This is a genomic window from Aeromonas sp. 130281, assembly GCF_056642115.1.
Window position 1 is genome coordinate 829,728 of the sequence record NZ_JBWVQS010000001.1, and the last position, 25,232, is coordinate 854,959.

Below are 25,232 nucleotides of genomic sequence, written 5' to 3' on the forward strand. Positions count from 1 at the left end.
ACGAGGGGACTCTTTATTCTCTGGCACCGCTGAAGTTGTAGACGCAATCAACCTAATATCAATCGGTTAAATATTTTTTAAACATTGAGTTCCTGTGCCATACATTAAATGCAGGCAAGGTCAGCGTGCCCCCCACGCGCTGAACTCAGTGTTATTTATTACTGCACAACCCATGCCTGCTGGCCCGACATCTATGTCGGGCCAGCATGGTTGTGTGCTCATCCCCCGTCGGAGTCATACCAGAATGGAAAATAACGATCTGTCCATAGTCGAAAAAAGGTTGGTTGCCAGATTCCTGGATATGTTCATCAAGTTTGGCCTTATCCTGGCACTGGGCTCTTTCTGCTTCACCGTGTTCTCCCCCTTCATGAACATGATGCTGTGGGCGTTGATCCTGGCCGTCACCCTCTATCCCCTCCACCAGCGCTTTGCCGCGCGCCTGGGCGGCAAGCAGGGGCGGGCCTCCACCCTGCTGGTGCTGCTCGGCATCCTGCTCATCGTGGCCCCGACCGTGGTCATGATCAGCTCCCTGGGTGACAGCGTCAGCGCCCTGGTCGACAAGGTGGAGAACAACACCCTGGTGATCCCGGCCCCCTCCGCCGAGATCGCCGACATCCCGCTGGTGGGCGCCAAGCTCCATGCCGTCTGGCTGAAGGCCTCGGTGGACCTGCCCAGCCTCATCATCAGCTACCAGCCGCAGCTCGGGGATCTCGCCAAGAAGGTCGTCGGCATCCTGGCCAGCATGGGAGGCGGTCTGCTCGGCTTCGTCTTCTCCTTCATCGTGGCCGGCATCATCATGGCCTGGGGCGCACCGGGTGCGGTGAGCGCCGATCGCATCGCCATGCGCATCACGGACGAACGCAAGGGGCTGGCGCTGACCAAGCTGTGCACCAGCACCATACGTGCCGTCGCTCAAGGGGTCATCGGGGTCGCCTTCATCCAGGCGCTGCTGGCGGGTATCGTCATGATGCTGGCGGGGATCCCGGCGGTCGGCATCTTCTTCGTCCTGGCGCTCATCCTCGGCATCGCCCAGGTGCCCGTGATCCTGGTGACGGCTCCCGCCATCGCCTACATGTGGAGCACGGGTGATCACGGCACTGCGGTGAACATCATCTACAGCGTCCTGCTGATCGTCGCGGGCATGGCCGACAACGTGCTCAAGCCGCTGCTGCTGGGTCGCGGTGTCGATGCCCCCATGCCGGTGGTGCTGCTGGGCGCCCTTGGCGGCATGGCGACCAGTGGCATCCTCGGCATGTTCATCGGCGCCACCCTGCTCTCCATCGGCTATCGCATCTTCATGGCCTGGGTCAACGAAGGTCTGGCTTCTGCGGATAAATAACCCCATGGCCGTCCAACGTCACCGCCCCCTGTTCACGGGGGGCGCATGCCTGTTATTAAGTGCCTGCACAGTGCTGGGCCCCGACTATCAGGCCCCCAGAGTCGAGGAGATGGCCGGCTGGCACAGCGCCAGCGAGGGTCAGCAGGCGAGTGCGACCGCCGACTATCGCCAATGGTGGAACCGCCTCAACGACCCCGTGCTGAGTGCCCTGGTCGAGGAGTCGCTGCGCAAGAACCCGGATGTGCGGATCGCCGGCTTGCGGATCCTCGAGGCCCAGGCCCAGCTCGGCATCGCCGAGAGCCTGCTCGGCCCCCAGGCCACCGTGGGCACGGGCGAGTTTCTGCAAGCCGGGCAGACCCGGGGCGGCCACAGCAGCGCCGGCAGCAGCTATGGCGCCGGGTTCAACCTCGGCTGGGAACTCGACTTCTGGGGCAAGTTCGAACGCGGCATCGAAGCGGCGGATGCCAACTACTTCGCCACCCTGGCCCAGTATGATGACATCCAGGTGTTGATGGCCGCCCAGGTAGCCCAGCTCTATGTGAGCATCCGCACCCTGGAGGCTCGCCTCTACATAGCCCGGGAGAATGCCCGCCTCCAGCAGCGCAGCCTGGAGATCACCGAGCGGCTGTTCAAGAGCGGCAACAGCGCCGAGCTGGACGTGCAGCAGGCCAAGACCCAGTACCTCGGCACCCTGTCCGGCATTCCGCAACTCGAGACCAGCCTGCGCCAGAGCCAGAATGCCCTCTCGACCCTGATTGCCAGGCCCCCGGGCCCCCTGCCCGAGATGGCCACCAACACCGGCAAGATCCCCCAGGGGGAGCTGGCCCTGGTCACCGAGATGCCGGCCGATCTGCTGCGCCGGCGTCCCGACGTGCGGGTCGCGGAGCGGCAACTGGCCGCCCAGTCGGCCCTGATCGGCGTGGCCGAGAGCGAGCTCTACCCCTCCATCACCCTGCTTGGCACCCTGGGCGTCAACGCCACCAATGGGGAGAGCGGCACCTTCTCCTGGGCCGTCGGTCCCTCGCTCAGCTGGAACCTGCTCGATCAGGGACGGCTCGGCAACCAGATCCTGGTGCAGGACGCCCGCTTCCAGCAACTGCACGAGCGCTATCGTGACAGCGTGTTCAAGGCGGCCCGCGAGGTGGATGACGCGGCCGTGGCCTACGCCAACGGCCAGGACGAGATCGTCCTGCTGACCCAGACCGGGGAGGCCGCCCGTCGCTCCCTCGAGATAGCCAACACCCAGTATCGCGAGGGGATGGCGGACTTCCAGCGGGTGCTCGACTCCCAGCGCGCCCTGTTCAACCAGCAGGAGCGCCTGGTCAACAGCCGTGGCGCCCGGATGCGGGATCTCATCACGCTCTACAAGGCACTGGGTGGCGGTTGGGAACAGGGGCGCGAACGTCCCCTGGTGACCCCTGAGGTGGAGGCCCAGCTGCGCACGCGCACCGACTGGGCTCCCCTGCTCGACGCAACCCACTCCCCCATGACACAGAAGGCAAGCTCCCATGACTGACAGCACTGCATCTCCCGGCCAGGCCAGCCGCCGCGCCACCCTAGGGCTGCTGGCTGCCATCCTCCTCCTGCTCATCTGGTATCTGCTGGCGGACCGGCTGACCCCATACAGCTCCCAGGCCCGGGTGCAGGCCTTCGTGGTCCCCGTCGCCGCCGAGGTGTCCGGCCAGATCAAGCGGGTCTATGTTCACGACAACCAGGACGTGGAGGCAGGCTCCCCCCTGTTCGACATCGATCCCGAGCCCTATGACATCGCCCTGGCCAAGGCCAGATCCGATTACCAGACGGTCTTGAGCGGCGTCAAGGCGAACACCGAAGGGGTCAAGGCGGCCGAGGCCTCCCTGATGGCCATGCGCGCCGCCTATGACAACGCGGCCAAGGATGCGGAGCGTCAGGAGCGGCTCTATCGCGAGGATCCGGGCGCCATCTCGGTGCGTCGCCTCGAGGTGGCCCAGGCCAGTCGCGAGACGGCCAAGAGCCAGGTGGCGGCAGCGGAGGCCGACGTCCGCCGCGCCATCGAGGCCGCCGGAGCGAGCGGCGATGACAACTCCCAGCTGCTCAGCGCCCGCTCGGCGGTCCACAAGGCGCAGCTGGATCGCCAGAACACCCGCGTGGTGGCACCGGGTCGGGGGCTCATCACCGACTTGAGCACAGATGCAGGCCAGTTCATCGGGGCCGGCGCACCGGCCATGACCCTGATCGCCATCCACGACGTCTGGGTGTCGGCGGATCTGACGGAGAACAACCTCGGCAACATTCGGCCAGGGGACAAGGTCGCCATCCTGCTCGACAGCCTGCCCGGACAGCTGTTCAAGGGGGAGATCCGCAGCGTCGGTTACGGGGTGGGCGATGGCAAGAGCCAGCCCGCCGGTGCCCTGCCCACGGTGGACAACAACCGCGACTGGCTGCGTCAGGCGCAGCGTTTCCCGGTCAAGATCGCCTTCCAGAGTGACGACTTTCCGCCGGTCGAGGCGCTGCGGGTCGGCGGCCAGGCCGATGTGCTGGTCTACACCGGCGAGAGCGGGGTGATGCACTTCCTGGGGGCGCTCTATATCCGGCTGATGAGCCTCTTCTCCTTCCTCTATTGAGGCGCCATATGCATAACGCCGACAGGGCTGTACTGCGCATTGGCACCGGCATCGGGCTCGCGGCGGGGATCTGTTACGGCCTGGCCCTGCCCATGCCCCACCTCGGCGTCATCATGGCCTGGGTGGTGCTGTGCCGACCCGGGGAGGCCCTTGGCCTGAAGAAGGGGCTGGCAGGGGGGCTGCTGCTGCTGGGGATCATGGCCGCCGGGGTGCTGCTGGTCCCCCTGCTGACCCACTATGCCCTGGCGGCCGTGCTGCTCATCGCCCTGCTGCTCTACCTGCTGATGCAGCAGTCGATGGCCGGCAAGGGGGCCGCCGCCATGCTGCTCATCATGGCCATTACGGTGATCCCGGTGGCCGGGCTCATCGAGCAGTCCCTTGCCATCGCCATCGCCCAGATGATGGGGCTGGGGATCCTGATAGGCACCCTGGTCAACCGCATGGCCCACGCGCTCTTCCCCCCCCTGCCGGTGGCAGGGGGGGCGGCAAGGCCGGTGCCATTGCCCCCCGAACATCCCGAGCGGCTGGCGCTGCGCGCCGTCGCCATCGTGCTGCCGGTGTGGCTGCTGGCCCTCGGCAACCCGGCGTTCTACATTCCGGCGGTGATGAAGACGGTGGCGCTGGCCCAGCAGAGCACCTCCCTCAACGCCAGACAGGCGGGCCAGGAGCTGGTGCTCTCGACCCTGGCGGGCGCCCTGCTGGCGTTCGCACTCTGGATGGGACTCAGCCTCTGGCCCTCCCTCCTGATGCTGGTGCTGATGCTCTCCCTGATGACCCTGTGGCTGGCGCGGCGTCTGATCCGGCTGGTGGCGGGGCGCTTCCCGCCCTCATTCTGGAGCAACGCCTGGATCACGGCGCTCATCCTGTTTGGCCCGGCCATAGAGGACAGCGCCACCGGCAAGGATTTGTGGTTGGCGGCCGCCATGCGTTGCGGCCTCTATCTGGTGGTGGCCGGCTATGGCTGGCTGTGTATCTTGCTGCTCGAGCAGTGGTGGCCGGTCGGCCGCCCGCTGACGGAATCCCAGTTAGGAGATTGATATGTTTACGATTTTTCTGGTCGGTATCCCGGTGATCCTGGTCAACATGCTGCTGCAATCCCTGGTCTCCGTCTGGTGCATCCGCTTCTATGTCAAGCGGTTCCATCGCCGCGAGGGGGCCCTGGCCGGCATGCTGGCCCTGTTTGGCATCATCACCCTGGTGATGCTGGGCAACCTGGCCCAGATCGGCGTCTGGGGAGGGCTCTTCCTGTGGCTCGGGGAGTTCGACACCCTGCAGGAGGCCGTCTACCACTCCGGGGTCAACTTCGCCACCCTGGGCTATGGCGACATCGTCATGAGCCCGCAGTGGAAGCTGCTCGGCCCGCTGGAGGCGGTCAACGGCGCCCTGATGATAGGCCTCTCCGGCGCCTCCATGCTGGCGGTCTTGCAGCATCACATTCGCAAGCAGCTCAATGACGGAACCCCCTGAGCGGGCTGTGCTCATGGTGTAGAAAAGGGCCACTCCATGGAGTGGCCCTTTTTCATGCACAGCAGGGGATTGGGCCATGTCGGCCGGGCAGCACTATTCGGCGAAGGCCAGTTGCCAGGTCTTGAAGCCGCCGGAGAGGTTCTTCACCCGAAAGCCGTGCTGGCTCAGCAGGCGGCAGGCCACGTGACCGCGCAAGCCCACCTGGCAGCTGATGAGCAGCTCTTTGTCTCTTGGCAACTCATCGAGGCGGCCGCGCAGCTCGTCGAGAGGAATGTGCATCGCCCCCGGGATGCGCCCCAGCTTGTCGAGCTCGGGGCCGTTTCGCACATCCACCACCTGCTGGTGAGGGTGACGGGCCTGCACCTCGGCCGCGTGGCAGAGGATGGTGTCCCCCTTCAGGTGGTTGCTCGCCACGAAGCCCGCCATGTTGATCACATCCTTGGCCGAGCCGAACGGCGGCGCATAGGTGAGCTCCAGATCCTGCAGGTCAAAAACGGTGAGACCGGCGCGCTGGGCCACCGCCAGCACGTCGATGCGCTTGTCGATGCCATCCTTGCCGATGGCCTGGGCGCCGTAAATCTTGCCATCCGGGGCAAACAGCAGCTTGAGGCTGACCGGATGGGCGCCGGGGTAGTAGCCGGCGTGGCTGCCCGGGTGGACATAGACCTTCTCGAACGGCAATCCCAGCTGCACCAGTCGCTTCTCGTTGAGGCCGGTGCTGGCCACCGCCAAGTCGAACAGCTTGCAGATGGCGGTCCCTTGCGTCTTCTTGTAGGTTTCGCTTCGGCCCAGCATGTTGTCGGCGGCGATGCGCCCCTGCCGGTTGGCGGGGCCCGCCAGCGGGATCAGCACAGCTTCGCCGGTGACGAAGTCGGTCTCCTCCACCGCATCCCCCACCGCAAAGATAAAGGGATCCGAGGTGCGCATGCCGGCATCCACCCTGATGCCGCCGCGCTGGCCCAGCGCCAGCCCCGCCTTGGCGGCGAGCAGGGTCTCCGGTTTGACGCCGATGGCGAGGATCAGCAGGCCGGTGTCAAGATGAGTGCCGTCGCTCAGGGTCAGGCGCAGGCCGCCGCTGTTGGCGGTGGGCACGGCCGCCGTCATCTCGGCGGGCAGATCCAGACTCTCGATAGCCGATAGGCCGGTGCGCAGACGCAGATCGATCCCCTCTTCCCGGATGCGGGCGTGGAGCATGTTGGCCATCTCCTTGTCCACCGGCGCCATCACCTGATCGGAGAGCTCCAGCAGGGTGACCGCCAGCTGGCGCTGGTGCAGCGCCTCCATCATCTCCAGCCCGATAAAGCCACCGCCCACCACGGTGATGTGGCGCGGCTTGTCGTGGTGCAGGGCCGCCAGGATACGATCCATGTCGGGGATGTTGCGCAGGGTGTGCACGCCTGGGCTGTCGATGCCGGGGAAGGGAGGACGAATGGGCGCCGCTCCCGGGCTCAGCAGCAGCACGTCATAAGGCTCGCGCCGCTCCTCGCCGGTTTGCAGGTTGCGCACCAGCAGGCTCTTGCCCGCCTTGTCTATCTCGATCACATCGTGGAAGACCCGCACATCGACGTTGAAACGGCGCTTGAAGCTCTGGGGCGTCTGCAGCAGCAGGGCATCCCGACTGGGGATATCCCCCCCGATATGATAGGGCAGACCGCAGTTGGCGAAGCTGACGAACTCCCCCCGCTCGAACATCACTATCTCTGCCTCTTCGCTCAACCGACGGGCGCGGGCCGCCGCCGAGGCGCCCCCTGCGACGCCACCCACAATCAGGATCCGTTTCATCTGCAAGACTCCACTCAACAGGAAATGACCAATAAATTAGACTCATCTAATTTAGGTTTCAATGAAATTTTGTTTGCCGTGGATTTGCAGTATTCTTGCCCTCCGACAATTGCTCAACAGGATAGTGTCAGTTCATGTCGTCTACCGCGCTCAGTCATCTCCCGACAGCCAGCCAGGCCCCCCTGTTCTTTCGCCTGGATACCCGTAGTCAACGGCTGGTCGCCCTGACCGATGTGATGCAGACCCCGCTCCACTGGCTAGATGAGCCCCGCAGCGCCTGGCCGGCCCAGTTGCCGGATGCCCTGCGCCAGCCCATAGAGCAGCGGCTCGCCAGCGGCAAGGGGGGCAAGCTGCTGCTGCGCTTTGCCGCCCAGCAGTGGCATATCTCCCTCTCCCATGAACAGGACGCCTTCTGGCTCATCTGCCTGCAGACCCAGCCCCAGGAGAGTGCGGCCAACTTGTCGCTGCAACTGCCGCGCCTGAGCCAGATGGCCAGCCAGCAGCAGTACGCCCCCATGCTGGAGAGCCTCAGGGAGTGCCTGGGGGCCGATCGACTTATCCTCTGGCACTACCAGGCCAACGGCCCCCTCGGCAGCGAGCAGCTGACCCCTGTCTTCACCCTGAATGCGGATTCTGTCGGCGCCATTCGCGGTGACAGCCGCTACATCCGGGCCTTGCGTACCCGGGGCGCCCTGAGCTTCTCGGAGGCCGCCCATCAGCCCATGCTGAGCCAGCACTATTATCTGGCCAATGCCAACGTCAGCTCCCGCCTGGACGGCGCCCTGCTGGAGCAGGAGAAGCTCATCGGCGTGCTCAGCCTCGAGTACGCCGAGACGACCCTGATAGGCGAAGAGACGCTGCAGCTGGTGCGCCACTGCGCCCAGTTGCTGGGTCACTGGCAGCCCGAACCCGAGGTGGTCGAGGCCTCCCCCTTCACCCTGCCAGGCGGGCTCAGTTGCAAGACCGGCAATGAGTATTGCCGCGCCCTGATACGCTGGGCCATGACGGCGAGCGGCGCCCGCATCGGCTGGCTCGGGGAGTTTCAGCTGCGCGGTCAGGATCTCTGGCTCATTCCCCGCTGCGTGCTGGAAGGAGAGACCTTCTCCGCGGTCAAGCCCATGCGAATGGAGATAGGCCCGGGCCGGGAGATCTTCCAGCACGGCCAGAGCCTCTATGTGGAAGACCTGCCCCTGCGCTATCCCCAGGCCACCCAGTTGCTGGCCCTCGACGCCAAGGCCTACATCGGCATCCCCCTCCAGGGCCAGGGCGGCACACCCTTGGGTCAGATCACCCTGCTGCTCGACGGGCCGCTGGCCGATCCCATACCCCTGCTCGATGCCCTCCATGAGCAGCGCGAGCGGGCCGCCATCGAGCTGCAGCGCCTCGCCAACGACGATGCCCTGCGCCTGGCGGAAGTGGCCTTCAATACCCACGACGGTCTGCTGGTGATGGATCACGGCGGCATCATCCTCAAGGTCAATGACTCCTTCAGCCGCATCACCGGCTTTGCCAGCGAGGAGATGCTGGGTCAGCATATCGAGGCCCTGAGGCCCACCTACTATGGCGACAGCCTCAAGCAGGAGGTGATCGCCGCCGTCGACAAGCAGGGGTACTGGCTCGGCGAGGAGCAGTGCCTGCACAGGGACGGCCATCTCTTCCCGGTACGGCTGATGGTGAGCGGCGTCAAGGATGAGGAGGACGAGATCAGCCACTTCGTCTGCAGCTTCCACGACATCACCCAGGAGAAGGAGACGGCTCGCCACATAGAGCGGCTCGCCTATTACGACGATCTGTGCGACCTCTACAACAGACGCAGCCTGAACGACATCATGCAGCGCACCCTGCAGAGCCCGAACGGGCAGTGGGGAGCATTGCTGCTGCTGGATCTCGACAACTTCAAGTCCATCAACGACTCCCTCGGCCACGCCTGCGGCGATCTGCTGCTCCAGGCCGTGGTGGTGCGACTCAAGTCCCTGCCCCAGGAGAACCTGGTGCTGGCCCGCACCTCGGGGGACAAGTTCGCCCTGCTGTTCACCGCGCTGGGCCAGGGTTATGTCACCGCCAAGATACTGGCGGAGCACTTCGCCCGGGAGCTGATGGGGATTTTCCGGCTCCCCTTCGACATCGGCGATCACAAGCTGCACTGCAGTGCCTCCGTAGGGATCAGCCTGTTCAGCGACGATGACAAGGATCACCTGATCCTGATGCAGCAGGCCGACACCGCCGTCCACATGGCCAAACGGGCCGGCCAGGGCAACCACATCTTCTTCAGCGAAGCCATGGCAGAGAAGGAGAAGAGCAAGCTCTCCCTGAGCAACCAGCTGCGCGATGCCCTGCGCAACAACGAGCTGGTGCTGCACTACCAGCCCCAGTACAGGGTCGACAACGGCAGCCTCTCGGGCGTGGAGGCCCTGCTGCGCTGGCAGAAGATGGACGGCACCATGATCCCCCCCGGGGACTTCATTCCCATCGCCGAAGAGACCACCCTGATCCAGGAGATAGGCTACTGGGTGATGAAGACCGCCTGCGCCCAGTACAGTTTCTGGCTCAACAACGGCCTCGCCATCCCCCATCTGTCGGTCAACGTCAGCGCCCGCCAGTTCCACACCGCCGGCTTCGTGCAGCAGGTGGAGTACGTGCTGCGCGATACCGGGGTGCCACCGTCGCGCCTGCTGCTGGAGGTCACCGAGTCCGTGGTGCTGGAGAACCGGCTGGACAGCATCGCCAAGATCCGCCAGCTCAAGGCGCTGGGCATCCTCATCTCCATCGATGACTTCGGTACCGGCTACTCTTCTCTCGCCTATTTGCGCGATCTGCCCGCCGATGAGGTCAAACTGGATAGGAGCTTCATCCAGACGCTGGTGCACAGCGAGCAGGACAAGGCCATCGTCAAGGCCATCCTGGATCTCGCCAAGGTATTTCGCTTCACGGTGACCGCCGAAGGGGTGGAGGACGAGGAGCAGCTGGCCGTGCTCAAGGCCCTGGGATGCCAGCACTACCAAGGCTTCCTGACCAGCCGCCCGCTCCCTGTCAAGGCACTGGAGAGTCTGCTGGGTGCCACCCCGGCGGGCTAAACTGGTAGGATTTATAGGGCTTTATGTCATAAAATAACGACCGCTCGAACCCTGTCCGAACAATTGGAGTCGTCTATGTCAGTCATTAACCGGATCCCTGCCGTTGAAACCAGCGGCCCTGCCGATCAGGGCACTCAGCGGATCCCTGCCGCCACCGTTAGCGACACCAGCAATCCCGACATCATTGGCCGGATCCATTCCGTCGAGACCTGCGGCACAGTCGACGGCCCCGGCATCCGCTTCATCGTGTTCATGCAGGGCTGCCTGATGCGCTGCAAGTATTGCCACAACCGGGACACCTGGGACACCCAGGGCGGCCGCGAAGTCACAGTGCCCGAGTTGATGCAGGATCTCACCAGCTACCGCCACTTCATGAATGCCTCGGGCGGCGGCGTCACCGCCTCCGGTGGGGAAGCCATGCTGCAGCAAGAGTTCATCGCCGAGCTGTTTGCCGCCTGCAAGGCGCAGGGGATCCACACCTGCCTGGATACCAACGGCTTCGTGCGTCACTACGACGAGCTGCTCGATCGGGTGCTCGACAACACCGACCTGGTGCTGCTCGACATCAAGCAGATCAACGACGAGAAGCACATCCCCCTCACCCATGTCAGCAACAAGTACACCCTGGAGTTCGCCCGTTACCTGGCGTCCCGCGGCCAGACCATGTGGATCCGCTACGTGGTGGTGCCCACCTGGTCCGACGATGACGAGAGCGCCGAGGGGCTCGGCCAGTTCATCGCCGAGCTGGGGGAGTGCGTCGAGAAGGTGGAGCTGCTGCCCTACCACGAACTCGGCAAGCACAAGTGGGACGTGCTGGGAGACACTTACGATCTGACCGGGATCAAGCCCCCCAGCAAGGAGACCATGGACAGGGTCCAGGGCATCCTCGGCAAGTACCACCCCAACGTGAAGTATTGAGACAGGAGGCCGCCCGGGACTGGGCGGCCTCTTTTTATTGCGCCAGCCAGCGCCCGGGCTCATCTCCGGGCAGTGAGATCCGGGGGAACAGGCCATGAGTGAAGGACAAGTCACCGCCCTCCTGCTCTGGCTGGTGCTGCTCGCCTTCAGCCTGCGCGCCTCCCTGCTGCGCACCCTCCAAGACAACCCCCTCTATCAGCACCTTTGCCTGGGGAGCGCCATCGTCCTGGTGCCGCTCTGGACCCTGCGGGCCGGCCTCCATGAGGGGCTGGAGATCCACTTTCTCGGCCTCACCACCCTGACCCTGCTGCTGGGCTGGCGCCTCGCCCTGCTGGCCCCCTGCCTCACCCTGCTGCTCCTCGGGGCCTTTGGTGTCACCGATCCGGCGGAGTTCGGCTGGCAGGCGCTCATCGGCGTCGCACTGCCGGTGGCCACCAGCTGGCTGCTGTTTCTCGCAAGCTGGGCCTGGCTGCCCCGCCACCTCTTCGTCTACCTGTTCGTGGCCGCCTTTCTCGGGGGGGCCCTCAGCATCTCGGTCAAGATCCTCGCCAGCGCCCTGCTGATGGGGATGAGCGGCACCTACCCCTGGCACACCATCACTGCCGATTACCTCTCCATCTGGCCGCTGCTGCTCTTCCCCGAGGCCCTGCTCAACGGCATGGCCATGACACTGCTCGCCGTCTACCGACCCCACTGGGTCAACACCTTCTTCGACAGGGAATATCTGGGGCGCTGAGTCTGCAGAGGCCGGCGCAATGAAAAAGCCCGCGACTGCGGGCTTTTTTGTCTCTGGCTTTTGTATCAGGTCATACGCTGCGGGGACGCAGGTGGGCGTGCCAGCGGGCCTCCCACTTCTTGAACAGCCAGACGATGGCGAAGGTGAGCAGCATGTAGAGCAGGCCTGCGGTCAGGAAGGCCTCGAACGGGCTGTAGTAGCGGGAGTTGATGATCCGCGCCGCACCTGTCAGGTCGACGATGGTGATGATGCCCGCCACCGCCGAGCCCTGCAGCATGAAGATCACCTCGTTGCTGTAGGCGGGCAGCGCACGGCGAAATGAATTGGGCAGTATGATGCGGGTGAGGGTCTGCCAGCGGCTCATGCCGAAGGCACTGGCCGCCTCAATCTGCCCCTTTGGCATGTTCAGCACGGCGCCGCGCACTATCTCGGCGGTGTAGGCACCGGTGTTGAGGGTGAACGCCAGCAGGGCGCAGAACCAGGCCTCAGAGAAGAGCACCCAGGCAGGGCCGTTCTTGAGCCACTCCCACTGGGCGGCGCCGTAGTAGATGATGAACAGCTGCACCAGCAGCGGGGTGCCGCGGAAGAAGTAGATATAGGCCCAGATCGGCCCCTTGATCAGCCAGTTGCGGCTGTTGCGCAGAATGCCCATGGGCACCGCCAGCATGAGGCCGAGCATGAGGGAGGCCGCCACCAGCCAGATGGTGGTATAGAAGCCCTCCCAGTAGGTGGGCCACTCCGTGAGAATGATGGAGAAATCCATGGCTTACCTCGTCTTGATCGTGATGAAGATACGCTCGGCACTGACACCGCAACGATCACAGTAAACGAATGACTGCATTGAATACGGCATGGCTTACCTCGTCTTGATGGCGTAGTGACGCTCGGCCCACTTGAGCGCCGAGGTCGAGACTGCGGTGAAGATCAGGAAGATCAACGCCACCGCCATGTAGAAGGTAAAGGGTTGCTGGGTCGAGCCCGCCGCCAGGGACGCCTTTCGCACCATGTCATCGAGCCCGATGATGGAGACCAGGGCCGTGGTTTTGAGCAATACCAGCCAGTTATTGCCAAAGCCCGGCAGGGCGTGGCGCATCATCTGGGGGAAGAGGATCCGCACAAACACCTGGGTCGCCCGCATGCCAAAGGCACGGGCAGCCTCGAGCTCCCCCTTGTCCACCGCCAGGATGGCGCCACGGAAGGTCTCGGTCATGTAGGCACCGAAGATGAAGCCTATGGTGGCGACCCCGGCCGCAAAGGGGCTGATGTCGATGTAATCCGGCAGCAATGAGACCCACTCCTGGTTCGGGTTGCTCTCCAGCAGGTAGTTGTTGTAGGCCTCGTTGACCCAGGTGCAGATCCCGTTGATCAGCACCTGGCCGCCGAAGAACAGCAACATCATCAGCACCAGATCCGGGATGCCGCGAATGACGGTGGTATAGGCGGTCGCGATGCCGCGCGCCCACTTGTAGGGGGAGAGCTTGGCCAGCGCCCCCAGCATGCCGAGCACCAGCGCCAGCAGCAGAGAGGCCAGCGCCACCTCCAGGGTGACCCAGGCCCCCTCCAGCAGGGAGGTTTCGTATCCTTTCAAATCAAACATATGCGGCTCCATTGCAACGCATTGAGCGGGCTTGCCCGTCCCAATATCCTTTCAAACCAAACACATGCGGCTCCATTGCAACTAAGCGGGCCCATCGCTCCCTTGCGAGAGACAACGGGCCCGATGAGGACAGACGAGGGTCAACCTGTCGTGATGATCCGCCGCAATCCCTTCGGCGGCTACCCGGGGTAGCGCGCCTGGGAGTTACTCGCCGTACACGTCGAAGTCGAAGTACTTGTCGTTGATTTCCTTGTACTTGCCGTTGGCGCGCAGGGCCAGGATGGCGGCATTGAATTTCTCTTTCAGATCCTTGTCAGCCTTGCGCACCGCGATGCCGGCACCCTCGCCAAACCACTTGGGATCGGTCAGCTTGGGCCCCACGAACTCGAAGGCATCGCCGCCCTCTTTCTTCAGCAGGCCGTCGCTGATGGCGGCGGAGTCGGCCATCACATAGTCAACCCGACCGGATTTCAGATCGAGATAGGCTTCATCTGCGGTGCCGTAGCGCTTGATGGTGGCATTGGGGAAGTTGTCTGTGATGTAGGTGTCCATGGAGGTGGCGCGCTGCACGGCGATGGTCTTGCCATCCATGAAGGCCTTGTCGAGCTGCACCTCGGTGCCTTTCTTGGCGGCGAAGCGGGCCGGAATGTGCTGGTACTTCTGGGTGAAGTCCACCTTCTTCTTGCGCTCTTCGGTGATGTCCATGGTGGCGATGATGGCGTCATACTTGCGTGACAGCAGCGCCGGAATGATGCCATCCCAATCCTGCTTGATCAGGGTGCACTTCACCTTCATCTCTTCACACAGGGCGTTGGCGATGTCGATGTCAAAGCCTTTCACCTCGCCGCTCGGCTCGGTCCAGGAGAAGGGGGGATAGGCACCTTCCACCCCGATCCGCACCTCTTTCCACTCCTTGGCCATCAGGCTACCGGAACACAGGGCCGTCATCACGGCAGTCGCCAGCATCAGCTTGTTCATGTATCTCTCCTTGATAAACACGTCGATCGTTGAAAACGCAGAATATTGAAAATACCGCTCCTCCATCAATAGATGGAAGAGATGAATTGCTTGAACCGCTCCGACTTGGGATGGGCGAAGATCTCCTTGGGATTGCCCTCCTCCTCCACCCGCCCCTGGTGCAGGAACATCACCTTGTTGGAGACGTCACGGGCGAACGACATCTCGTGGGTCACCACCAGCATGGTGCGCCCCTCTTCCGCCAGCTCGCGCATCAGGCCGAGTACCTCCCCCACCAGCTCGGGATCGAGCGCCGAGGTGGGCTCGTCGAACAGCATCACCTCGGGCTCGACCGCCAGGGCGCGGGCGATGGCCGCCCGCTGCTGCTGGCCGCCGGAGAGGTGGCCGGGGTAGTAGTCGCGCCGCTCCCACAGCCCCACCCGGTTGAGCAGCTGCTCCGCCTTGGCGATGGCCTCGGCACGGGGCACCTTGAGCACCTGGATCGGGACTTCGATGATGTTCTGCATAATGGTCATGTGGGACCAGAGGTTGAAGCTTTGAAACACCATGGCCAGGCGGCTGCGAATGCGCTCCACCTGACGCATGTCCTCAGGCAGGCGTTCACCGGCCCGATTGCTCTTCATGCGGATCAGCTCGCCATGGAGTGAGACCGTGCCGGAAGAGGGGGTTTCCAGCAGATTGATACAGCGTAGAAAGGTCGACTTCCCCGAACCCGAGGAGCCGATCAGGGAGATCACATCCCCCTTGCGGGCCGTCATATCGATGCCCTTGAGCACTTCGTGGGTGCCAAAATACTTGTGCAGTTCACGAACTTCCAGTGCGGCAACGTCGCTCATCCATTACAACCTTGTCTGTCCCTAGACGCCGCTACGGCGTGACTCCACCATCGTGAATTTAACAAAAAGTTAACCGATGGCAACCTTCAGCGAAAATATCATTCAGGTAGTTAAAAAACAATACAGAACCGAGGTATTTAGTGGTTTATCTGTATTTTTATTGGCCTTGGCGGTATTTTTCAGCACTTTGTCTGCATAAAATCCGCTTTGCACCACCTCCGGGATACCGCCTTTTTATACCCGGAACGCACCAGTAGCAAGAAGATTCAGCCATTTCAGTCAGAAGCCGTTCAGAGTCACTTTATTCACCCCGCTTCGGCTGAACAAAACGCACTTTTTTCTGAATGAAATTGATTTTATTGGCGATGACGGCCCGAGATCAGAGGGCTCCGGGAAGGCGGTCTCGCCATGGAAAAGTAACAAACCGATAAAAAAAGGGTCGAATGAGGCATACAAACTCGTGGATTTATGACTCTTGGCCAATAAGTAGTGGTAATGTGTCGTTTTCCCAGTTTTGTGACCGAGGCCCCAATGTTGCTGAATGTGTTGCTGATCCTGCTGCCGTTAGGTGTCGGCTATCTTGTCCCCCTCTCCTCCACCCGGCTCATCAAGCTGATCAATCAATCCCTCGGCAAGATGGTCTATCTCATCCTGTTCCTGATGGGGCTGGGGCTGGCCTATGTGGAGAACCTCGGCAGCAACCTGGCGGTGATCTTCAAGGTGGCAGGGGTGATGCTGGCCGCCATCACCGCCTGCAACCTGCTGGCGCTCTGGTGGCTGGACAGACGCAGCCCCCCCACCCACGAGTCGAGCGACGCCAGGATGCCGAGCAAGCTGCATCTGCTGTGGGAGTCGCTTCAGCTCTGCTTCGTGGTGCTCGGCGGCGTGCTGCTGGGGCTGCTGGTGGACTTGCGCGCCCTGCCCATCGACAAGTGGAGCGAGTGGGCCCTGATGCTGTTGCTGCTGCTCATCGGCATCCAGATGCGCAACTCCGGCATGCGGCTGCGCCAGATCCTGCTCAACCCCTGGGGCATGAAGATAGCCGCCACCGTCATCCTCAGCAGCTGGCTCGGCAGCCTGCTGGCCTCACAACTGCTGGGCATGCCCTTTGCCCATGGTCTGGCGATGAGCTCCAGCTTCGGCTGGTATTCGCTCTCCGGCATCCTGGTGGCCGACAAGCTGGGGCCTGTGCTCGGCTCCGCCGCCTTCATCAACGATCTGGGGCGCGAGCTCATCGCCATCCTCATCATTCCGGTGCTGATGCGTCGCCACCCCTCCGCCGCCATCGGTTACGGTGGCGCCACCGCGCTGGACTTCACCCTGCCGGTCATCCAGAAATCCGGCGGCATCCAGGTGGTCCCTGTGGCCATCGTCTCGGGCTTTATCCTGAGCCTGCTCGGCCCCATCCTGATCCTGGGCTTCCTCGCTATCTGAGCCTGGAGAAAGCACCCAGGCGAACAAAAAGCCCGGCAGCAGTGCCGGGCTTTTCGTTTACTGACGGGCGCACACTGGCTCAGGTTCGCCACTGGCCGCCGCTCATCACCCTCTCGATGGCGAGGTGCTCCGGTGCTATCAGCAGCAGATCCGCATCCTGCCCCACGCCGATCACCCCCTTGCCCGCCAGCCCCAGGGCCCGTGCCGGATTGGCCGTGACCACCCCGAGGGCGACTTCGAGCGACACCCCGAGGGCGCAGGCACGGACGCACTCCTGCCACAGGCTGGCAATCTGGCCGCAGCGCATCTCCACAAGGCGCCCCTCGCCGTCAAAGCGCGGCAGGCTGGCGTTGGCATCCGAGCTGAAGCTGATGCGATCGGCAGGCACTCCTGCCGCCAGCAGCGCCACCAGCGCCTCTGCCGCCAGTTGCTCGCCGTCGTCCAGCAGCTCGGGGAAGCTCGAGGTGGTGAGATCGATCCAGCCCCCCGCCCGGCCCCAGTCGATGGCCTCGGCAAAGAGCCAGGGGTTTCGGTTGCAGTGGGTGGGGTAGAGCTGGCGCAGGGGGATGTCGGTACCATCGCGCAGGGCCCGCAGGGGTGCCAGGGCCCCGCGGCCATCCCCGACGTGGAAGAAGCTGACCCCGCTCTTGCCCGCGAGCAGCCCGGCCACCCGCGCCTCGCTCACCAGCCGCGCCAGCTCGTCATGAGTCGGCGCACTGGATCTGTGATCGCTGATGGCCAGCTCCCCCACCCCCAGCACCTCGGGGATCAGCATGATGTCCGACTCCACCCTGCCGGTGAGGGTTTTGACCGGCAGGTGATAGGAGCCGGTATACATGTAAGCGCTCACCCCGGCGGCGCGAAACTCGCGCACCTTGCCGAGCACCTGGGCCGGGGTGCGGGTCAGGCTGTCGGTGCCGAGCGCCGCCACCAGCGTGGTGACCCCGGCCTTGAGGGCCTCCCCCGCCGCGAGTTCAGGGGTACGAAAGGCAAAGCCCCCCTCCCCACCGCCCCCCGTGATGTGGGCCAGGGGATCCACCAGCCCGGGCACCAGGTAGCGGCCACGGCCGTCGACGCGCACCAGCGGCCAGTCAGGGGGGACCGTCAGCCCCTTGCCCAGCCAGGCGATGCGACCGTCGGCCACCAGCAGATCCTGCTGGCCGAGCGGGGCCGGGCTATGAATTTCCGCACCCTCGATCAGGGTCAACATGGGTCATCTCCTTGTTTCATCACCACTTGCCGCGAAAAAAGAGAGAGAGCAAGCTCCCTCCCCCCATCAGCCACCATAGATATCGTACTTGAAGTACTTCTGGTTGATCTCCTGATACTTGCCATTGGCTCGCAGGGTCTTGATCGCCTCGTCCAGTTTGGCCTTGAGATCCTGATCGCCCTTGCGTACCGCAATCCCCATGCCGTCACCAAACCACTGGCGATCGGTCAGGGCTGGCCCCACATACTCGAACTTGTCCCCTCCCGCCTTGCCGAGCAGCCCCTGATCGATGGCCGAGGCATCGGCCAGCAAGGCCAGCACCCGGCCCGCCTTCAGATCGAGATAGGCCTCGTCGGCATTGCCGTAACGCACTATGGTGACATCGGAGCCAAAGTTGTCCGTCAGGTACTTGTCGTGGGTGGTGGCGCGCTGCACACCGATGCGCTTGCCTGCCATCCCCGCCGGGGTCAGCGCCAGCTCGGTGCCCTTGGCCGCCACGAAGCGGTTGGGGATATGGGCATATTTCTCGGTGAAATCCACCTTCTTGCGCCGCTCGTCGGTGATCGACATGGCGGCGATGATCGCATCGTATTTGCGCGACAGCAGGGCCGGGATCATGCCGTCCCAATCCTGCGCCACCAGCTCGCACTTGACGGCCATCTGCTGGCACAGGGCATGGGCGAGATCGATGTCAAAGCCCTTGATCTCCCCCGACGCATCGGTCCAGGAGAAGGGGGGATAGGCGCCTTCCACACCGAAGCGCACGGTTTTCCACTCCTTGGCCGTGACGGGGGTGGTGAGCAGGCAGGCAGCAAACAGGGCTGACAGGGTCAGTTTGGTATTCATCATGAGTACTCCATTACAAAGCGCACAGGCGCGGTCAAGGCATCGCAAGCGTGGGCAGGCGATGGCCAACAAACGGCAAAACGCGGATGAGCGAGATCACGCCCCCGTGGGTATCAATGTTCGACAGATATCAATGATCGTCGGGGGTCAATGAGCTGCTCCGGGGCCTCGATCTATTCGTCGAACCACTCGGAGAGGTAGAAAGGCTTGAAGTAGAAGGCCAGAAAGAAACCTCTGGCTTTGCGCATCATGATGGTCTGTCGCGTCCTGTGACAAAGATGAGAGCCACCTTAGCACGCCTCAAATTTGTCCTGCAAGAGGGGCTTGTGGGGCCAACGCAACATCCTGGCCATGGTCAACAGAACCAGGATCCTCTAGGCTCTGAGCACCTTGCCATCGACCCGCACACGACCCTGATCCCATGAATTACCTGGCGCACCTCCATCTGGCGGCCCACACCCGAAGCTCCCTCACCGGCAACCTGCTGGGGGACTTCGTCAAGGGGCCCCTGCCCACAGGCCTCGCGGCCCATTTCGACGAGGGGATCTGGCTGCACCGCAAGATAGATGCCTTCACCGATGCCCACCCCGAGCACAGGGCGGCGGTCGCCTGCTTCGAGGCCCCCTGGCGCCGCTTTGGCGGCATCCTGGTGGACATGCTCTACGACCACTGGCTGAGCCACCACTGGCAGCAATTCAGTCAGGATCCCCTGCCCCGCTTCCTGCAGCAGAGCTATGGCCAGCTGCTGGCGGATCACGCCCGCCTGCCGGATGGCCTGCCAATAGCCCTCAGGCGGATGGCCGAGCAGGACTGGATCGCCTCGTACCGGCATCGGGAGGGGCTGAGTCAGGCCCTCAACGGCATAGGCCGGCGCCTGCGTCGCCCCCTACTGCTGGGGGAGGCGCTCCATACCCTGGATGAGGGCCGCTGGCGCGACTGCGAACGGGGGTTTCTGCGCTTCTATCCCGAGGTGATGCGCTTTAGTGAGCGGCAACTCACCCACTACCGCAGGGGCCAGGACGAGGCAGGATCAAGACAATGAAAAACGCCCCGAGCGGGGCGTTGAGAGGGCGCTATTACCGGGCTTCATCCTTCTTCTTGCGAATGCTCAGACCCAGCTCGCGGCCGCGCAGACGGGCGTAATAGATGGTGCCGACGAAGGCCAGGGTGGTGAACACCAGCTCCACCACCGCCAGCCACCGCTCCCCCTCGTCCGTGGTGATCAGGGTCAGGGCGTGGAGGAAGTAGGGCATCAGCACGAAGTTGCCCCAGGCGTGGGTGTAGGGGTTGCCCTGCACTATGCCCTTGAGGGGGAAGAGCAGCGGCACGGTCCAGATCACCGGCAGCAACCAGGGGTTGAGATCCGGGTGGGGCGAGAGCCACAGATGCCAGAGGATGACCCAGGCCAGCAGGCCGAAGAAGCCGACCAGGGTCAGCAGACGGGCGAAGCGGGTGCTCACTTGAGGATCTCCAGCACCTGCTCGGGCGGACGGCCGATGCGGGCCTGGCCATTCTTGATGACGATGGGGCGCTCGATCAGCTTGGGATGCTGGTGCATGGCGCGAATGAGGGCGTCGCCGTTCACTTCGCTGAGCCCCAGCTCCTTGTAGAGATCCTCCTTGGTGCGCATCAGCTGGCGCGGGTCGGCGAACCCGAGCTGACCCAGCAGGGTGCGGATATCGTCTTCGCTCGGCGCCTGTTCCAGATAGAGCACCACCTCGGGGGCTATCCCCTGCTGTTCCAGCAAGGCCAGGGTTTCACGGCTCTTGGAGCAGCGCGGGTTGTGATAGATTTGGGTCTCGCTCATGGTAACTCCCTGATATTGCAAGATGGGACAACAAATGGCGCTATTGTAGGGGAAACGGATGGGCAGGGTAAGCGGGAAGGATATGGAAATGAAACGAATCTGTTGGCTGATTGTGGCTGCCCTGCTGGGAGCCTGCACACCGGCCCCCCAGCTCACCGACGAGACGGGCAAGAGCATCAGCCTGAGCGCCCTGGCGGGCAAGCCGCTGCTGGTCAACTACTTCGCCCCCTGGTGCGCCTCCTGCCTGCGGGAGATGCCCCTGCTCGCGGCGCTGCACCGGGAGGGACAGATAGGGGTCATAGCCATCAACTATGATCCCGCCTCCCCCGGCGAGCTGGCCGAGCTGGCACGGCGCCATCAGATAGCCGTGCCCCTGATGATCCCCCTCGATGAGGCCAGCCTCCCCTTCCCAAGGCCTGGCGCGCTGCCCACCAGCTACCTGCTCGACGGCAAGGGGCAGTTGCAGCAGACCCTGGTGGGGGAGCTCGATGAGCACAAGCTCGCCGCCATCCGGGCCTGGGCCGCCACACAAGTCTCCTCGGCACGGCCATGATGGCACCATGACGACACGGGGTGCACCATCTCTGGTGCACCCCGTTGCATGCAGGCGCGGTGAGCCGGACTAGCCCTTCAGGCTGTCCAGATCCTTCTTCGCCCGCTCCAGCTGAGTGATGCGCGCCTCGATGCGGGCCAGGGTCAGCTTGTCGCTGGTGGTGCCACGGGCCACGATCAGCTCGTCGATGGCCGCCTGGTAGTCACCGCGCAGGGAGAGGGTCTCCGCCCGCGCCATGTGCAGATCCGTCATCCGTCCCGCCTTGCGATAGGCATCCGACAGCAGGCTCCAGGCCAGGCTGTTCTCGTCGTGCTCACGGGCGTAAGGATCCAGCAGGGCGATGGACTTCTTGTAGTTGCCCGCCTCCAGATAGGCGTTGCCGAGGTTGACCACCACCACCTCGTTGTCCGGCATCCGGGTGCGGAAGCGCTCCAGCCGGGCGATGGCCTGGGCGCTGCGCCCCTTGGCGAGATCGATGTCGGTCAGGGCATCCACCACGAAGAGATCCTCCGGATGGCGGGCGGCCAGACTCTGCATCAGAGTATCGGCCTCGTCGGTGCGCTTGAGCTGCAGCAGGGCCAGCGCCTTGCCATAGGTGGCGGCGTCTTTGAGGGGGTAGTCCCCCTTCTGCAGGCGGCTGTCGAAATAGGTGAGCAGCGCCTGGGGGCTCTCGGTGCCATAACGCACCTGGATGCGCACCTTGGCCAGCCAGAAGTCGAGGCTGGGGGGCAAGGCACGGCGGCCATAGCTGTTGGCGCGGGCGCGGGCTTCGCTGATCCGGGTCTCCGGCAGGGGGTGAGTGAGCAGCATCTCGGGCGGCTTGCTGGCGTAGCGGTACTCCGCCGCCAGTTTCTGGAAGAAGCTGGCCATGCCCATGGGATCGAAACCGGCATCATAGAGCGTCTTCATGCCGATGCGGTCCGCTTCGTACTCGTTGTCACGGGTATAGTTGATGGCCGACTGCATGGAGAGCCCGAGGGTAGTCTGCAGCGCGGCTATGCCGGCAGTGGGGTTGATCACCGCCAGCGCAATGGAACCCACCAGACCGGCCAGGGTCATGGCCGAGCTGCTCGCCTGCGCCTCCATGTAACGGGCGATGTGACGCTGGGTCACGTGGGTGATTTCGTGAGCCAGCACCGAGGCCAGCTCGCTCTCGTCGTCGGCGTAGAGGAAGAGGCCGGTGTGCACCTTGACCCGCCCACCGAGGAAGGCGGCCGCGTTGATGCTGGGATCGTTGATGAGGAAGAAGGTAAAGGGGAAACGCACCCCGTCGGCATTGGTGAGCAGTCGCTGACCCAGATCGTCGATGTATTCGTTCAGCACGGGATCATCGATGATGGGCAAGCCCGCCCGGGCAAACCGCATGAAGGCATTGCCATAACGCACCTCCTGCTCGATGGGCAGGGCGGCAACCCCGGCGGTGCCGATGTCGGGCAGCTGGTTGTTCGCCTGAGCCTGAAAGGTCGCGCTCATCAGGGATGCCAGCAGGGGAAGCGATGCCATCAAGGGGGAAAAACGGGCCACAGTATTTCTATCTCCATCAGAAGGGGCTCGGGCAGAATACCCTTGCCCATCAAGGCCCACAAGCGTTGTTTCATACTGGTATCACGGCCATAATGGCCACCACGCACGCGATGGAATCCTCATGGAACAGCTCGACCTGACCCCCTGGCGTTGTCCCGAGCCGCTGATCCGGCTCAAGCTCTGGTTGCGCCAAGCAAGACCCGGCCAATCCCTGCACCTCATACTGGGGGATGCAGGCTCCCGGCAGGACATTCCGGCCTACCTGCAACGCCTGGGCCACAGCGTCCGCCCCCTGGAGGAGTCCGCCGCCCGCCTCTCCCTGCTGCTCGTGGTCGGGAGCTGGCCATCATGATGTCGCCAGACTCCGTGTTGCCCCTTTCCATCCTGATGACAAGGTAAAACCAAGGAAGCCTCGATGTTAGATGTATTGAAGCGCTGGTATCAGACCCGTTTTTCCGACCCCGATGCCGTTACCCTGTTCCTGCTGCTGGTGTTCTGCTTCGCCGTGCTCTGGCTGTTTGGCGATCTGCTGGCCCCCCTGCTGGTGGCCGTGGTGATGGCCTATCTGCTGGAGTGGCCGGTCAGCCGCCTGCAACGCACCGGGCTCTCCCGCCCCCTGGCCACCAGCCTGGTGCTGCTGCTGTTTCTCTCTGTGACCACCATGATGCTGCTGGGGCTCATCCCCACACTGGTGAGCCAGGGGGTCAACCTCGCCAAGGAGGCGCCCTCCATGCTGGCCCATGCCCAGGACGCGGTGCGCACCCTGCCGGAAAAGTACCCCGAGATCATCGACGTCAGCCTGGTCGAGACCATCATAGACAACATTCGCCAGCGCATTCTGGCCGGGGGGGAGCAGCTGGTGAGCGCCTCCCTCAGCTCCCTCATCAACGTGGTGGCCATCCTCATCTACGCCATCCTGGTGCCCCTGATGGTGTTCTTCATGCTCAAGGACAAGCAGGTGCTGATGAGCGGCCTGCGCCGCTTCCTGCCCCGCAACCGCACCCTGGTCAACCGGGTCTGGGTGGAGATGAACGACCAGATCATCAACTACATCCGCGGCAAGGTGATCGAGATCCTCATCGTCGGGGTGGCGACCTACATCCCCTTCGCCCTGATGGGGCTGCGCTACTCGGTGCTGCTGGCGGTGGCGGTCGGCTTCTCCGTGCTCATCCCCTACATAGGGGCGGTGGCGGTGACCGTGCCCGTCGCCATGGTGGCCCTGTTCCAGTGGGGACTGACCCCGGACTTCGCCTGGCTGATGGTGGCCTATCTGGTCATTCAGGCCCTCGACGGCAATCTGCTGGTGCCCCTGCTCTTCTCCGAGGCGGTCAACCTGCACCCTGTGGCCATCATCGTTGCCGTGCTGGTGTTCGGCGGGCTCTGGGGCTTCTGGGGGGTCTTCTTCGCCATTCCCCTGGCGACCCTGGTGAAAGCGGTGCTCAACGCCTGGCCCAAGCGGGACGAGGCGCCCCGCCCCGCCCCCTGATGAGAAGAGAGGCTTTCGCCTCTCTTTTTTATTCCCGCGAACTCATGCCCCCGCACTCGGTTCCCGCCTGAATCCAGGTGCGGCACAATGATGCTATCAACTTGAATTTGAAATAAAAACAGGCTTCACTGACAAGGTTGTCGGCAGTATGCTCTGCCAGCCCCGACCCATGAAGGATCACGCCATGCCCCCTGTTCGTCCCCTGCACAGCGCCGCGCTTGGCGCACTCCTGACCCTGCTGTTCGCGATCCAGGCCCGGGCCGAGGTCGATCTCGGCTCCCTCGACATCTTCGTGCAGGACAGCCCCACCAGCCCGGTGCCCAAGGGACTGGTGCTGGGCGGCGCCGTCATCGGTGGCGATGCCCGCTATCAGGGCCAGGATGACACAGCCCTCGCGATACCGGGTTTCATCTACTTCGGCGAGCAGTTCATGTTCCTCGGGGACAGGGCCCGCTACTACTTTCACAAGGATGACAGTTTCGCCGCCTACGGTTACGGCAGGATGCGCTTTGGCAACCTGGATCCCGACGATGCCCCCGAGCTGGCCGGCATGGAGCAGCGCAAGTGGCAGCTGGAAGGGGGCATAGGCGCCAGCCTCATCACCCCCTATGCCCTGCTCAGCACCCGCCTCAGCACGGACGTGACCGGGCGCAGCAACGGCCAGGAGCTGCTGCTGTGGGCCGACTTCCCCATACTGCGGGACAGGCTGCTCATCATGCCCGGCATGGGGATGATGATCCGCAGCGACAAGATGGCGAACTACTACTTTGGCGGCGTCTCGGGGGGCGAGGCCACGGGGCTGCGCCCGGCGTGGGACACGGGCACCACCCTCTCCCCCATGGCGGCCATCATCACCAGCTACCGTTTCAGCCCCCACTGGATCGGCATGTTTGCCGCCAACTACGAGCGCTACGATGACGACATCGCGGATAGCCCCATAGTCCAGCACAAGGGGGAGCTCTACGCCGGTTTCGGGGTGGGCTATATCTGGTAACCCAACCGCCAACCAGCAAGAAGGGAGCCATGGGCTCCCTTCTTGCTT

The 25,232-nt window shown here is 63.7% G+C and carries 24 protein-coding genes; 14 read left to right on the forward strand and 10 right to left on the reverse strand.

From position 1 onward, the window contains the following. The first annotated feature begins 301 nt into the window (after positions 1-301). From AC1IN8_RS03595 to AC1IN8_RS03615, 5 genes are read left to right on the forward strand one after another with little or no spacing between them, the layout of a single operon-like run. Positions 302-1,339: an AI-2E family transporter gene (locus AC1IN8_RS03595; protein WP_241672722.1), complete on the forward strand. Its 1,038-nt coding sequence runs from the start codon at positions 302-304 to the stop codon at positions 1,337-1,339. A 4-nt stretch (positions 1,340-1,343) separates the two neighbouring features. Further along, positions 1,344-2,855, forward strand: coding sequence for an efflux transporter outer membrane subunit (locus AC1IN8_RS03600; protein ID WP_479758094.1), 1,512 nt, complete (start codon positions 1,344-1,346; stop codon positions 2,853-2,855). Beyond that, positions 2,848-3,942, forward strand: a complete 1,095-nt coding sequence (locus AC1IN8_RS03605; protein ID WP_202045105.1) for an HlyD family secretion protein — start codon at positions 2,848-2,850, stop codon at positions 3,940-3,942. The genes AC1IN8_RS03600 and AC1IN8_RS03605 overlap by 8 nt, the downstream gene beginning before the upstream one ends. Positions 3,943-3,950: 8 nt before the next feature. After that, positions 3,951-4,979 carry a hypothetical protein gene (locus AC1IN8_RS03610; protein WP_479758095.1) on the forward strand — a complete coding sequence of 343 codons (1,029 nt, stop codon included), beginning with the start codon at positions 3,951-3,953 and terminating at the stop codon, positions 4,977-4,979. A 1-nt stretch (position 4,980) separates the two neighbouring features. Further along, entirely contained in the window at positions 4,981-5,409 is a 429-nt protein-coding gene (locus AC1IN8_RS03615; protein ID WP_479758096.1) for an ion channel, read from the forward strand. Positions 5,410-5,502: 93 nt separating this feature from the next. Here the strand turns inward: AC1IN8_RS03615 and AC1IN8_RS03620 are convergent, their stop codons facing one another. After that, positions 5,503-7,191, reverse strand: coding sequence for an FAD-dependent oxidoreductase (locus tag AC1IN8_RS03620; RefSeq protein ID WP_479758097.1), 1,689 nt, complete (start codon positions 7,189-7,191; stop codon positions 5,503-5,505). A gap of 134 nt (positions 7,192-7,325) precedes the next feature. On the opposite strand from AC1IN8_RS03620, the gene AC1IN8_RS03625 reads away from it, so the two are divergent. The 3 genes from AC1IN8_RS03625 to AC1IN8_RS03635 all read left to right on the forward strand — a co-directional run bounded on the left by AC1IN8_RS03625 (position 7,326) and on the right by AC1IN8_RS03635 (position 11,919). After that, positions 7,326-10,265, forward strand: a complete 2,940-nt coding sequence (locus tag AC1IN8_RS03625; RefSeq protein WP_479758099.1) for a sensor domain-containing phosphodiesterase — start codon at positions 7,326-7,328, stop codon at positions 10,263-10,265. A gap of 75 nt (positions 10,266-10,340) precedes the next feature. Further along, positions 10,341-11,183 (forward strand): pyruvate formate lyase 1-activating protein, encoded by an 843-nt coding sequence (gene pflA, locus AC1IN8_RS03630; RefSeq protein WP_139434163.1) that lies wholly within the window; start codon positions 10,341-10,343, stop codon positions 11,181-11,183. A 94-nt stretch (positions 11,184-11,277) separates the two neighbouring features. Then, the gene (locus AC1IN8_RS03635) at positions 11,278-11,919 is read left to right on the forward strand and encodes an energy-coupling factor ABC transporter permease (protein ID WP_479758101.1); all 642 of its coding nucleotides are present in this window, start codon (positions 11,278-11,280) and stop codon (positions 11,917-11,919) included. 70 nt (positions 11,920-11,989) lie between these two features. Here the strand turns inward: AC1IN8_RS03635 and AC1IN8_RS03640 are convergent, their stop codons facing one another. The 4 genes from AC1IN8_RS03640 to AC1IN8_RS03655 all read right to left on the reverse strand — a co-directional run bounded on the left by AC1IN8_RS03640 (position 11,990) and on the right by AC1IN8_RS03655 (position 15,330). Further along, entirely contained in the window at positions 11,990-12,682 is a 693-nt protein-coding gene (locus AC1IN8_RS03640) for an ABC transporter permease (RefSeq protein WP_139434165.1), read from the reverse strand. A 93-nt stretch (positions 12,683-12,775) separates the two neighbouring features. Then, a complete protein-coding gene (locus AC1IN8_RS03645) occupies positions 12,776-13,516 on the reverse strand; it encodes an ABC transporter permease (RefSeq protein ID WP_025326495.1) in 741 nt (246 codons plus the stop codon). 204 nt (positions 13,517-13,720) lie between these two features. Further along, positions 13,721-14,494 (reverse strand): ABC transporter substrate-binding protein, encoded by a 774-nt coding sequence (locus tag AC1IN8_RS03650; protein ID WP_139434167.1) that lies wholly within the window; start codon positions 14,492-14,494, stop codon positions 13,721-13,723. A 65-nt stretch (positions 14,495-14,559) separates the two neighbouring features. Further along, positions 14,560-15,330 (reverse strand): ABC transporter ATP-binding protein, encoded by a 771-nt coding sequence (locus AC1IN8_RS03655; protein ID WP_025326493.1) that lies wholly within the window; start codon positions 15,328-15,330, stop codon positions 14,560-14,562. 531 nt (positions 15,331-15,861) lie between these two features. On the opposite strand from AC1IN8_RS03655, the gene AC1IN8_RS03660 reads away from it, so the two are divergent. After that, positions 15,862-16,764, forward strand: a complete 903-nt coding sequence (locus AC1IN8_RS03660; protein ID WP_139434168.1) for a LysO family transporter — start codon at positions 15,862-15,864, stop codon at positions 16,762-16,764. Between the two features lie 79 nt (positions 16,765-16,843). Here AC1IN8_RS03660 and iadA read toward each other — a convergent pair whose 3' ends face one another. Together iadA and AC1IN8_RS03670 are read right to left on the reverse strand one after the other, a co-directional pair. Next, positions 16,844-17,974, reverse strand: a complete 1,131-nt coding sequence (iadA, locus tag AC1IN8_RS03665) for a beta-aspartyl-peptidase (protein ID WP_319917803.1) — start codon at positions 17,972-17,974, stop codon at positions 16,844-16,846. A gap of 66 nt (positions 17,975-18,040) precedes the next feature. Further along, entirely contained in the window at positions 18,041-18,820 is a 780-nt protein-coding gene (locus AC1IN8_RS03670; RefSeq protein ID WP_406569430.1) for an ABC transporter substrate-binding protein, read from the reverse strand. A 421-nt stretch (positions 18,821-19,241) separates the two neighbouring features. Between AC1IN8_RS03670 and AC1IN8_RS03675 the strand changes: the two genes are divergently transcribed. Continuing rightward, positions 19,242-19,862 carry an acyl carrier protein phosphodiesterase gene (locus AC1IN8_RS03675; protein WP_479758102.1) on the forward strand — a complete coding sequence of 207 codons (621 nt, stop codon included), beginning with the start codon at positions 19,242-19,244 and terminating at the stop codon, positions 19,860-19,862. A 34-nt stretch (positions 19,863-19,896) separates the two neighbouring features. On the opposite strand, the gene AC1IN8_RS03680 is transcribed toward AC1IN8_RS03675, so the two are convergent. Continuing rightward, positions 19,897-20,280, reverse strand: coding sequence for a DUF2069 domain-containing protein (locus AC1IN8_RS03680; RefSeq protein ID WP_139435845.1), 384 nt, complete (start codon positions 20,278-20,280; stop codon positions 19,897-19,899). Beyond that, complete coding sequence (gene arsC / locus AC1IN8_RS03685) at positions 20,277-20,627, reverse strand: arsenate reductase (glutaredoxin) (RefSeq protein WP_479758103.1); 351 nt, start codon at positions 20,625-20,627, stop codon at positions 20,277-20,279. Before arsC ends, AC1IN8_RS03680 begins: the two co-directional genes overlap by 4 nt. Before the next feature lie 58 nt (positions 20,628-20,685). On the opposite strand from arsC, the gene AC1IN8_RS03690 reads away from it, so the two are divergent. Continuing rightward, positions 20,686-21,180, forward strand: coding sequence for a TlpA disulfide reductase family protein (locus AC1IN8_RS03690; RefSeq protein WP_479758104.1), 495 nt, complete (start codon positions 20,686-20,688; stop codon positions 21,178-21,180). A gap of 69 nt (positions 21,181-21,249) precedes the next feature. Here the strand turns inward: AC1IN8_RS03690 and bepA are convergent, their stop codons facing one another. Continuing rightward, entirely contained in the window at positions 21,250-22,704 is a 1,455-nt protein-coding gene (gene bepA, locus AC1IN8_RS03695) for a beta-barrel assembly-enhancing protease (RefSeq protein WP_348773032.1), read from the reverse strand. Positions 22,705-22,825: 121 nt separating this feature from the next. On the opposite strand from bepA, the gene AC1IN8_RS03700 reads away from it, so the two are divergent. From AC1IN8_RS03700 to AC1IN8_RS03710, 3 genes are all read left to right on the forward strand, one after another. Further along, positions 22,826-23,056, forward strand: a complete 231-nt coding sequence (locus tag AC1IN8_RS03700; RefSeq protein WP_479758106.1) for a sulfurtransferase TusA family protein — start codon at positions 22,826-22,828, stop codon at positions 23,054-23,056. A 63-nt stretch (positions 23,057-23,119) separates the two neighbouring features. Further along, positions 23,120-24,190, forward strand: a complete 1,071-nt coding sequence (locus tag AC1IN8_RS03705; RefSeq protein WP_139435855.1) for an AI-2E family transporter — start codon at positions 23,120-23,122, stop codon at positions 24,188-24,190. Positions 24,191-24,374: 184 nt separating this feature from the next. After that, on the forward strand, positions 24,375-25,184 hold the full coding sequence (locus tag AC1IN8_RS03710) for a MipA/OmpV family protein (protein WP_479758107.1): 810 nt from the start codon (positions 24,375-24,377) through the stop codon (positions 25,182-25,184). Positions 25,185-25,232 lie beyond the last annotated feature (48 nt).